This window comes from Streptomyces sp. NPDC007205, from assembly GCF_040634095.1.
GTDB lineage: Bacteria > Actinomycetota > Actinomycetes > Streptomycetales > Streptomycetaceae > Streptomyces.
In genome coordinates this window covers 130,790-141,376 of record NZ_JBEYEW010000013.1, presented here as the reverse complement: position 1 = coordinate 141,376, position 10,587 = coordinate 130,790, and the positions used below count along the sequence as shown (strand labels likewise).

The 10,587-nt window shown below is 71.7% G+C and carries 7 protein-coding genes and 1 tRNA gene; 5 read left to right on the top strand and 3 right to left on the bottom strand.

Going from position 1 to position 10,587, the window contains the following annotated elements; translation table 11 throughout:
* From ABZ624_RS22570 to ABZ624_RS22560, 3 genes are all read right to left on the bottom strand, one after another.
* On the bottom strand, positions 1–625 hold a 625-nt coding region (locus ABZ624_RS22570; RefSeq protein WP_360091637.1), incomplete at its 3' end, for a chaplin.
* Positions 626–780: 155 nt separating this feature from the next.
* The gene (gene chpH / locus ABZ624_RS22565) at positions 781–1,014 is read right to left on the bottom strand and encodes a chaplin ChpH (RefSeq protein ID WP_360091634.1); all 234 of its coding nucleotides are present in this window, start codon (positions 1,012–1,014) and stop codon (positions 781–783) included.
* A 146-nt stretch (positions 1,015–1,160) separates the two neighbouring features.
* Positions 1,161–2,486 carry a M20/M25/M40 family metallo-hydrolase gene (locus tag ABZ624_RS22560; RefSeq protein WP_360091631.1) on the bottom strand — a complete coding sequence of 442 codons (1,326 nt, stop codon included), beginning with the start codon at positions 2,484–2,486 and terminating at the stop codon, positions 1,161–1,163.
* Positions 2,487–2,702: 216 nt separating this feature from the next.
* Between ABZ624_RS22560 and ABZ624_RS22555 the strand changes: the two genes are divergently transcribed.
* From ABZ624_RS22555 to polX, 5 genes are all read left to right on the top strand, one after another.
* A tRNA-Leu gene (locus ABZ624_RS22555) sits at positions 2,703–2,787 on the top strand.
* Positions 2,788–2,871: 84 nt separating this feature from the next.
* Positions 2,872–3,513, top strand: a complete 642-nt coding sequence (locus tag ABZ624_RS22550) for a TetR/AcrR family transcriptional regulator (RefSeq protein ID WP_360091628.1) — start codon at positions 2,872–2,874, stop codon at positions 3,511–3,513.
* Positions 3,514–3,586: 73 nt separating this feature from the next.
* Complete coding sequence (locus tag ABZ624_RS22545; RefSeq protein ID WP_360091626.1) at positions 3,587–7,447, top strand: Pls/PosA family non-ribosomal peptide synthetase; 3,861 nt, start codon at positions 3,587–3,589, stop codon at positions 7,445–7,447.
* Between the two features lie 66 nt (positions 7,448–7,513).
* A complete protein-coding gene (locus ABZ624_RS22540; protein ID WP_360091623.1) occupies positions 7,514–8,851 on the top strand; it encodes a M1 family metallopeptidase in 1,338 nt (445 codons plus the stop codon).
* Between the two features lie 9 nt (positions 8,852–8,860).
* Positions 8,861–10,582, top strand: coding sequence for a DNA polymerase/3'-5' exonuclease PolX (gene polX, locus ABZ624_RS22535; protein ID WP_360091620.1), 1,722 nt, complete (start codon positions 8,861–8,863; stop codon positions 10,580–10,582).
* The last annotated feature ends 5 nt before the right edge of the window (positions 10,583–10,587 follow it).

The following is a 10,587-nucleotide window of genomic DNA, read 5'->3' as shown; positions in this document are numbered from 1 at the left end:
CGCCGGAAGTGCCGCCCTCGTTGACGCACGTGTTGCCCGCGGCGTCGTTTCCGACTCCGACGACGTTCACGCTGTTGCCGCAGACGTTCACCGGAACGTCGATCGGCACCTGCACCGTGTTGCCGGAGCCGACGCCCGGCGAGCCGCCGGTGTGGCCGCCCGCGTGCGAGCCGCCGTGTCCGCCGGAAGTGCCGCCCTCGTTGACGCACGTGTTGCCCGCGGCGTCGTTTCCGACTCCGACGACGTTCACGCTGTTGCCGCAGACGTTCACCGGAGCGTCGATCGGCGCCTGCACCGTGTTGCCGGATCCGACGCCGGGCGAGCCGGTGGAACGGCCGCTCGCGTGCGAGCCGCCGGAGCCGCCGTGTCCCCCCGAAGCGCCGCCGTGGTTGGCGCATGAGTTGCCCGCGGACGGATTGAGCAGTCCGACGACGTTCACGGTGTTGCCGCAGACGTTCACCGGCGCGTGCACCGGCGCCTGCACCGTGTTGCCGGACAGTACGCCGGGTGAGCCGGCGGCGGCGCCGGCCGCGCCCGCGTCGGCGTGGGCATAGCCGCTCGCTGCGGCGATCACACCGGTGGCCGCGGCCATCGTCATCAGGCCCTTGCGGGTGCCCTGTCGCATTCTGATTTTCCCCTGCCTTCGATCCTGCTGTGCCTCGCGGTTGCGTTGCGAACCTCGCGGATCGTGTCTCCGCGCAAGAGGCCGGTCGGCCCCGGAGCGCATGGCGCGCGCTCCGGGGCCGACGGCTCGGAAAAGACGCCCCCCTCAGGAGGTCGTCACTTGTTGACGCAGCTGTTGCCGAAGGCGGGGTTCAGGAGCCCGATCACGTTGACCGTGTTGCCACAGACGTTCACCGGGACGTGCACGGGCACCTGAATGACGTTGCCGGAGACAACGCCCGGCGAGTGCACGGCGGCACCCTGGGCTCCGGAGTCTGCGACGGCGAGGCCCGCGCCCGCGAGAACCAGCCCACCGGTGGCAGCCGCAGCAGCGACGACCTTCTTGATCATTATTCCTCCTTGTTGGCAATACGACTCCAAGGCGCGGAGTCACATCACCTGTAACGAGGAGGAACTAATGAAGCTACGAACCGATCGTCGCATTCACCCGTTCCAGTCGATCTCGTACGGGCGACCGAATACCTCGGCCCAGGACCTCACGACGCGTCGATGAACCGGTCCAGCACGCGCACCCCGAACCGCAGCCCGTCGACCGGCACCCGCTCGTCCACGCCGTGGAACATGCCGGCGAAGTCCAGCTCCGGGGGCAGCTTCAGCGGGGCGAAGCCGAAGCCGCGGATGCCGAGGTCGTCGAAGGACTTGGCGTCGGTGCCGCCGGAGAGCATGTAGGGGATCGCCTTGGCGGTCGGGTCCTCGGCGAGCAGCGCGGACTGCATGGCCTCCACCAGCGCCCCGTCGAAGCCGGTCTCGACGGCCTTGTCGGCGTGCACGTCCTCGCGGCGGACGTTCGGTCCGAGCAGCCGGTCGAGGTCGGCGAGGAACTCCTCCTCGTAGCCCGGCAGGAACCGTCCGTCGAGGTGCGCGGTGGCCTCGCCCGGGATGACGTTGACCTTGTATCCGGCGTTCAGCTGGGTGGGGTTGGCGGTGTTGCTCAGCGTCGCGCCGATCAGCTTGGCGATGCCGCCCAGCCTGGCGAGGGTGGACTCCATGTCCTCCGGGTCCAGCTCGGTGCCGAGCGCGTCGCCCAGTTCGTCGAGGAAGGCCCGGGTGGTCTTGGTGACCCGGACCGGGAACTTGTGCCGGCCGACCCGGGCCACGGCCTCGGACAGCTCGGTGATGGAGTTGTCCCGGTGGATCATGGAGCCGTGCCCGGCGGTGCCGGCCACGGTCAGCTTCATCCAGTGCATGCCCTTCTCGGCCGTCTGGATCAGGTAGAGCCGGCGCTGCTCATTCACCGTGAAGGAGAAGCCGCCGACCTCGCTGATCGCCTCGGTGACGCCCTCGAACAGCTCGGGGTGGTGGTCCACCAGATGCCGGGCGCCGTAGGTGCCGCCGGCCTCCTCGTCGGCGAGGAAGGCGACCACGACGTCCCGCGGGGGCCGCCGCCCGCTCCTGAGCCGGTCCCGGACGACAGCGAGGGTCATGGCGTCCATGTCCTTCATGTCGACGGCCCCACGCCCCCACACGCACCCGTCGGCCACCTCGCCGGAGAACGGGTGGTGGGTCCAGTCGTCGGCGTTGGCCGGTACGACGTCCAGGTGGCCGTGGATCAGCAGCGCGGGCCGGGAGGGGTCCTCGCCCTCGATGCGGGCGACCGTCGAGGCGCGGCCCGGGTGCGACTCGTAGATCTTCGGCTCCAGCCCGACCTCGGCGAGTTTCTCGGCGACCCACTCGGCGGCCTGCCGTTCGCCGGGTCCGGAGTGGTCGCCGTAGTTGCTGGTGTCGAACCGGATCAGCTCGCGGCAGAGGTCCACGACCTCGTCCTCGCCGGTGACGCCCCTGGCCGTGTCCGTCTCGCTCACGTGCTTCCTCCCGCGCTGTCGCTGCTGGTGGTCCTCCTCATCCTCCCTCTCCCCCGCCCGCGGCCCAAGACCGGTCCCGGCCCGTCACACGGCGTTCACGCGCGACCGGCCGCGGGGCCGGGGGGTGATCAGACACCCCCGGAAGCCTGGTAATGTTTCCTTCGTCGCCGCGAGGGAAACCCCGCCGAAAGGGCTCCCCCGCACGACAGACACCTTGTCCGGGTGGCGGAATGGCAGACGCGCTAGCTTGAGGTGCTAGTGCCCTTTATCGGGCGTGGGGGTTCAAGTCCCCCCTCGGACACTGGATCACTACGCAGTGAGGCCCCGGCCGTACGGTCGGGGCCTCACTGCGTTGCTGTACCCCATAAGGGGTACGATCGACCGTATGGGCACTGAGGAGCGATCCTTCGTCACGCGTGCGGACAAGGCGTCGATCACTGACAAGCGCCTGCTCAGAGGTGCACGGGCGCGTGAGGTCGTACTGCGGCGCGCCGTCGACATCGCCTCCCTCGACGGGCTGGACGACGTGAGTTTCGGCCGTCTCGCCACCGATACGGGTATGAGCAAGGCGGGCATCCAGACGCTCTTCAGGTCCAAGGAAGTGCTCCAGCTCGGGACCATCGACTATGCGCGCGACATGTTCGTCGACGCGGTCGTCCGCCCGGCGGGGGCAGCGGCCCCCGGAGTCGAACGGCTGCGCTCTCTGGTCGAGCACTGGATCGAGTACGCCACCACGCCGCTGTTCGAAGGCGGCTGTTTCCGGGTCGCCAACATCGCCCGTTTCGACAGCAAGCCGGGAGCGGTCCGAGACGCCCTCTTCCGCGATCAGCAGGAATGGCTCGGCACCATCGGGAAGGAACTGCGCAACGCCGTCGACGCCCGTGAAATCGCGGCGGTCGACATCGATCTCGCGGTCTTTCAGATCGATTCCGTACTCTGCGCGGCCAACACGGCACTGCGCCTCGGGGACGAAGACGTCGTCTCCAAGGTCCGCCGCACCGTCGGGGATCTCCTGAAAACGCCCTGAGCGTCGTCACCCCTAGTAGGGTTTCCGGCTTGTGACTGATTGTCACTCAGCCGGACCCCTACGTGAGGACCCGATGGCAGCCATAGACGAGAGCGACGCTCTGGGCCTGCTCGACGAAGAGATCCGTACGCAGTTCGGCGACAGGGCACGTTTCTCCGCCGGGCCCGCCTCCGCACCGCGCACGCTGGTCGACGTCCTCGAGGCGACCGTGCGGTCCCATCCGGACGAGCCGGCGCTGGACGACGGTACGACGTGTCTGACCTACCGTGCGCTGGCCGGCGAGGTGGAGCGGCTGCGACGGCGGCTCGCGGCCGGCGGGGTCGGGCTCGGGGACCGGGTCGGGGTGCGGGTTCCCTCCGGGACCAATGAGCTGTACGTCGCGATCCTCGCCGTACTCGCCGCCGGCGCCGCCTACGTTCCCGTCGACGCCGAGGACCCGGACGAGCGGGCCGAGCTGGTGTTCGGGGAGGCCGAGGTGCGGGCGGTCATCGGGGCCGGGCACACCATCGGCGTCCAGGGCGGCTCCGTTTCCCCCGCCGCACGACCCGGCGTCGAGCACGACGCGTGGATCATCTTCACCTCCGGGTCCACCGGGAAACCCAAGGGCGTGGCCGTCACGCACCGCAGCGCCGCCGCGTTCGTGGACGCCGAGGCGGCCCTGTTCCTCACGGAGGAGCCGATCGGGCCGGGCGACCGGGTCATGGCGGGGCTCTCCGTCGCCTTCGACGCGTCCTGCGAGGAGATGTGGCTGGCCTGGCGGTACGGCGCCTGTCTGGTGCCCGTACCCCGGTCGCAGGTCAGGAGCGGTGCTGATCTCGGGCCCTGGCTGGTGGAGCAGGAGATCACCGTCGTCTCGACCGTGCCCACGCTGGCCGCGCTCTGGGAGCCGGAGACCCTGAACGACGTACGGCTGCTGATCTTCGGCGGCGAGGCCTGTCCGCCCGAGCTGGCGAAGCGGCTGGTCACCGAGGGGCGCGAGGTGTGGAACACCTACGGGCCGACCGAGGCGACCGTCGTGGCGTGTGCGGCGCTGATGACCGGCGAGGAGCCCGTCAGGATCGGGCTGCCGCTGAACGGCTGGGAGCTGGCCGTCGTCGACGAGGCCGGGGAGCCGGTGTCGATGGGCGGCAGCGGGCAGCTGGTCATCGGCGGGGTCGGGCTCGCACGGTATCTCGACGCCGGGAAGGACGCGGAGAAGTACGCGCCGCTCCGCTCGCTGGGCTGGGAGCGGGCCTATCGGAGCGGTGACCTGGTCAGGGCCGACCCGGAGGGGCTGGTCTTCCTCGGGCGGGCCGACGAGCAGATCAAGCTGGGCGGCCGGCGGATCGAGCTGGGTGAGGTGGACGCGGCGCTGCGGGCGCTGCCGGGCGTAGCCGGGGCCGCTGCCGCGGTGCGCACCGCCCGCGGCGGCAATCAGCTCCTCGTCGGTTATGTCGTCACCCAGGACGGCTGGGATCGCACGGCCGCCGTCGAGAAGCTGCGCGCCGAGCTGCCCGCCGCGCTGGTGCCGCTGCTCGCACCCGTCGCCGAGCTGCCGACCCGTACGTCAGGGAAGGTGGACCGGAACGCCCTGCCCTGGCCCCTGGAAGGTGGGGAGGCCCCGAAGGCCGGGCTCTATGGCACCGAGGCCTGGCTCGCCGAGCAGTGGGCGGAAGTCCTCGGTGTCCCGGTGACCAGTGCCTGCGACGACTTCTTCGCGATCGGCGGGGGCAGTCTGGCCGCCGCCCAGCTCACCACCCGGCTGCGCACGCGCTACCCGAGCGCCGCCGTGCTCGACGTCTACCAGCAGCCCACGCTGCGCAAGCTGGCCCGGCGGCTGGAGGCCTCGGCGCAGGACGACGGCAGGGCCCGTACGGTCGCACCGGTCCCCGTCCGCGCCCAGGCGGTCCAGCTGCTGCTGCTTCTCCCGCTGGTCACGCTGCTCGGGCTGCGCTGGACGCTGGTCCTGGCCGCCCTCGGAAACCTGCTGCCCGCGTACGCCTGGCTGCCGACCGCCCCCTGGTGGCTGCCGGCGGCCGGCGCGCTGCTCTTCTTCACCCCGCCCGGCCGGATCGCGCTCGCGGCGGGCGGGGCGCGGCTGTTGCTGCGGGGTTTGACGCCGGGGCGGTATCCGCGCGGCGGGAGCGTGCATCTGCGGCTGTGGACCGCCGAACGGCTGGCCGAGACGAGCGGGGCCGTCGCGCTCACCGGGCCCTGGCTGGAGCGGTACGCACGCGCCCTGGGGGCCAGGGTCGGCCAGGACGTCGACCTGCACTCGCTGCCGCCGGTCACCGGCATGCTCAAGCTGGGCCGGGGCGCGGCCGTCGAGTCCGAGGTGGATCTGTCCGGGTACTGGCTGGACGGCGACCGGCTGGTGGTCGGCCCGGTGAAGGTCGGCGCGCACGCCACCGTCGGCACCCGCAGCATGCTCTTCCCGGGCGCCCGCGTCGGCAAGCGGGCCGAGGTGGCCCCCGGCTCGGCGGTCGGCGGGCAGATCCCGACCGGTCAGCGGTGGGCGGGCGCGCCCGCGGTCAAGCTCGGCAAGGCCAAGCGCAACTGGCCCGGGGAGCGGCCGCAGCGAGGCACGTACTGGCGGGTGATGTACGGCGTGGCGGGCATCGGGCTCGGTGCTCTGCCGCTGCTGGCGGGCGTGGCCGCGCTGCTGGTCGCCGGGGTCTTCGTGAGGCCCGGCGGCTCACTCGCCCAGGCCCTGCGCGGGGCCGCGCTCGGGCTGGTCCCGGCCACGCTCGCGTACGGGCTGGCGTACGCGCTGCTGATCCTGGCCGGCGTACGGCTGCTGAGCCTGGGGCTGCGCGAGGGCACACATCCGACGCACAGCCGGGTCGGCTGGCAGGCGTGGACCGTGACCCAGCTGATGGACCGGTCCCGTGAGACGCTGTTCCCGCTGTACGCGGGGCTGGTCACGCCGGTGTGGCTGCGGCTGCTGGGGATGCGGATCGGGCGGGGCGCCGAGGTGTCGACCGTGCTCGCGCTGCCGAGCCTGACCACGGTCGGCGACGGGGCGTTCCTCGCCGACGACACGCTGACGGCGCCGTACGAGCTGGGTGGCGGCTGGGTGCGGATCGGGCGTGCGGAGATCGGACGGCGGGCCTTTCTGGGGAACTCCGGGATGACCGCGCCGGGGCGGAGCGTGCCGGACGGCGGTCTGGTCGGTGTGCTGTCGGCGACGCCGAAGAAGGCGAAGAAGGGCACCTCGTATCTGGGGCTGCCGCCGGTGAAGCTGCCGCGCAGTGCCGCCGGCGGGGATCAGAGCCGTACGTATGAGCCGCCCGCCCGGCTGCTGTGGGCGCGCGCGCTGGTGGAGCTGTGCCGGATCGTGCCGGTGCTGTGCAGTGCGGCGCTGGCCGTGCTGACGGTGGCGGTGCTGTGCGCGCTGGGGCCGTGGGCGTGGGCGCTGTCGGGTGGGGTGCTGCTCGGGGCGGGGGTCGTCGCGGCGGTCGTCTCGGTGGTCGCGAAGTGGCTGCTGGTGGGGCGGCACCGGGCCGGGGAGCATCCGCTGTGGAGTTCGTTCGTGTGGCGGGACGAACTGGCGGACACGTTCGTCGAGGTGCTGGCGGTGCCGTGGCTGGCCGGGGCCGTGCCGGGGACGCCGGTGATGACGGCGTGGCTGCGCGGGCTCGGCGCGCGTATCGGCAGGGGCGTGTGGGTGGAGAGCCACTGGCTGCCGGAGGCGGATCTGGTGAGCCTGGAGGACGCCGCCACCGTCAACCGGGGCTGTGTGCTGCAGACACACCTCTTCCACGACCGGATCTTGCGGACGGATACTGTGGTCCTCCGCGCGGGCGCCACGCTGGGCCCTGGTGGGATCGTGCTGCCCGGCAGCACGGTCGGGGCCCGTACGACCCTGGGTCCCGCGTCGCTCGTCATGGCCGCGGAGTCCGTCCCGGACGACACCCGCTGGCTCGGCAACCCGATCGAGGCATGGCGTTCCTGAGGCGAGGGATGTGCCGGGCGGGCACCGGTACGCAGGGGTGGCACAGCGCAGGGAGCAGACACAGCAGTGGCAGTTCAGCAGTCGGCCGGTCCGGACCCGTACTTCCCGGACAACGGGGATGCCCGTTACCGGGTGCACCGCTACGAACTCGCGCTGGACTACCGCCCGGGCCCGAACCGGCTGTCCGGCACGGCCCGGATCAACGCCATCGCCGGCCCGGCGCCGCTCGCCGAATTCCTGCTCAACCTGGCCGGCTTCAGGATCGGGCGGGTGCGGGTGGACGGCCGTCAGCCGCAGTACACGCACCGCGGCGGGCGGCTGCGCATCCGCCCGGCCAAGCCCGTACGGGCCGGGGCGGCCTTCACCGTGGAGGTGCACTGGTCCGGCAATCCCGGGCCGGTGTCCAGCCCCTGGGGCGGGCTCGGCTTCGAGGAGCTGGCGGACGGGGCGCTGGTGGCGAGCCAGCCGGTCGGGGCGCCGTCCTGGTACCCGTGCAACGACCGGCCCGCCGACAAGGCGTCGTACCTGATCTCGGTCACCACGCCGTCCGCGTACGCGGTGGTCTCGGGCGGGCGCCTGCTGACCCGTACGACGAAGGCCTCGACGACCACCTGGGTGTACGAGCAGTCGGCGCCCACGTCCAGCTATCTCGTCGGCCTGGTGATCGGCAGGTTCCAGACGGTGCTGCTGGGCGACCCGGGGCCGGGCGGTGTGCCGCAGCACGGGCACATCCCGGCGCATCTGCTGCCGAGGTTCTCGCGGGACTTCGCGCGGCAGCCCGCGATGATGGAGCTGTTCCAGGAGCTGTTCGGGCCGTACCCGTTCGACGAGTACGCGGTCGCGGTGACCGAGGAGGAACTGGATGTGCCGGTCGAGGCACAGGGGTTGTCGCTGTTCGGATCCAACCACGTGGACGGCGCGCGGGGTTCGGAGCGGCTGGTGGCGCACGAGCTGGCGCACCAGTGGTTCGGCAACAGCGTGTCGGTCGCCGACTGGCGGCACATCTGGCTGAACGAGGGCTTCGCCAAGTACGCGGAATGGCTGTGGTCCGAGCGCTCGGGCGGCCGGAGTGCCCAGCAACTGGCCGCCGCGGCACACCGGTTGCTGTCCACGCTGCCGCAGGACCTGCGGCTGGCCGATCCGGGCCGCACGTCGATGTTCGACGACCGGCTCTACGAGCGTGGCGGGCTGACCCTGCACGCGGTGCGCTGCGCGCTGGGCGACGACGCGTTCTTCCGTATGCTGCGCGCCTGGGTGCGGCTGTACCGGAACGGGTCGGTGACGACGGCGGCGTTCACCGGGCACGTGGCCCGGTTCGCGGACGAGCCGGTGGACGGGCTGTTCGAGGCGTGGGTGTACGGGACGACGCTGCCGCCGCTGCCGGTGCTCCGCGAGACTCCCTAGACTTGAAGGGTGGCCCGGCCCAATGAGGAGGTCGAGGCGCTCCTTCAGGAGTACGCGGACCTCATCGCGATCACGGGAGGCGACGCCTTCAAGGCACGCGCCTACGAGAAGGCGGCGCGTGCCATCGGCGGGTATCCGGCCGACATCGCGAAGCTGGACGAGAGCGGGCTCAGGGAGATCCCCAACGTGGGCCGGTCGATCGCCGACAAGGTGATCGAGTACCTGCGCACCGGGACGATGGCGGTGGTCGAGGAGCGCCGGGCGAAGATCCCCGCCGGGGTGCGGGAGCTGATCACGATCCCCACCCTGGGCCCCAAGAAGGCACTGCGCCTCTACGAGGACCTGCACATCTCGTCGGTGAGCGAGCTGGCCGCGGCGATCGAGGCGGACGCGCTGGCCGATCTGAAGGGCTTCGGCGAGAAGACGCAGGACAACATCCGGCACGGCATCGAGCTGCTGCAGCGGGCGGGCGCCCGGGTGCCGCTGGCGCTGGCCCTGGACACGGCCGAGCAGATCGTCGCCGAGCTGTCCGGGGTGACCGGCTGCAAGCGCTGTGGCTACGCGGGTTCCCTGCGCCGGATGCGGGAGACCGTCGGTGACCTGGACGTCCTGGTCGCGGCGAAGCGGTCGGAGCCGTTCATGGCGGCGCTGTGCGAGCTGCCGGCCACCGCGGAGGTCATCGCACGGGGCTCGAAGAAGACGTCGGTGCGCACGGGCAAGGGGCTCCAGGTGGATCTGCGGGTGGTGCCGCCGGAGTCGTGGGGTGCCGCGATGCAGTACTTCACCGGCTCCAAGGGGCACAACATCCGCACCCGCACCATCGCCGTGCACCAGGGCCTGAAGCTCTCCGAGTACGGCCTGTTCGACGCGGAGAGCGGGGACTCGCTGGCCTCTCGCAGCGAGGAGGAGGTGTACGCCCGGCTCGGGCTGCCGTGGATCGCGCCGGCGCTGCGGGAGGACCGCGGGGAGATCGAGGCGGCCCTGCACGGCGAGCTGCCCGAGGTGGTGACCGAGCGGGACATCCGCGGCGACCTGCACACCCACACCGATCTCACGGACGGCCTGGCCCCGCTGGAGGAGATGGTGGCGGCGGCGGGTGAGCGCGGTTACGCGTACTACGCGGTCACCGACCACGCGCCCAACCTGTACATGCAGCGCATGACCGACGAGAAGATCCTCGCCCAGCGGGAACGGCTGCGTGAGCTGGACGGCGCCCAGCAACGGATGCGGCTGCTGCACGGCACGGAACTCAACATCGGTCCCGAGGGTGACGTGGACTGGCCGGGCGAGTTCCTGGCCGGCTTCGACCTGTGCGTTGCCTCGCTGCACTCGCACTTCGACCTGGACCGGAGGGCGATGACCCGGCGGCTGGTGCGGGCCTGCGAGAACCCGTACGTCAACGTCATCGGGCACCCGACGACCCGGCTGATCGGCAAGCGGCCGGGCGTGGACGCCGACTGGGACGAGGTGTTCGCGGCGTGCGCGCGCACCGGCACCGCGCTGGAGGTCAACGCCCAGCCGGACCGTCTCGACCTGCGCGACGAGGACATCCTGCGCGCCAGGGAGCACGGGGTGAAGTTCGCCGTGAACACCGACGCGCACTCCATCCCGCACCTGGCACAGCTGCGCTACGGGGTGGCCACCGCGCAGCGCGGCTGGCTCACCCGGGACGACGTGATCAACACCTGGCCGCTGACGAGGCTGCGCCGCTTCCTGCGCAAGGGGCGGTGAGGAGG

What these genes read in the sequence shown, in the direction of transcription:
- ABZ624_RS22550 (WP_360091628.1), top strand. Translation starts at nt 2,872, where the DNA reads ATGGGCACTGAGGAGCGATCCTTCGTCACGCGTGCGGACAAGGCGTCG.
- chpH (WP_360091634.1), bottom strand. Translation starts at nt 1,014, where the DNA reads ATGATCAAGAAGGTCGTCGCTGCTGCGGCTGCCACCGGTGGGCTGGTT.
- ABZ624_RS22545 (WP_360091626.1), top strand. Translation starts at nt 3,587, where the DNA reads ATGGCAGCCATAGACGAGAGCGACGCTCTGGGCCTGCTCGACGAAGAG.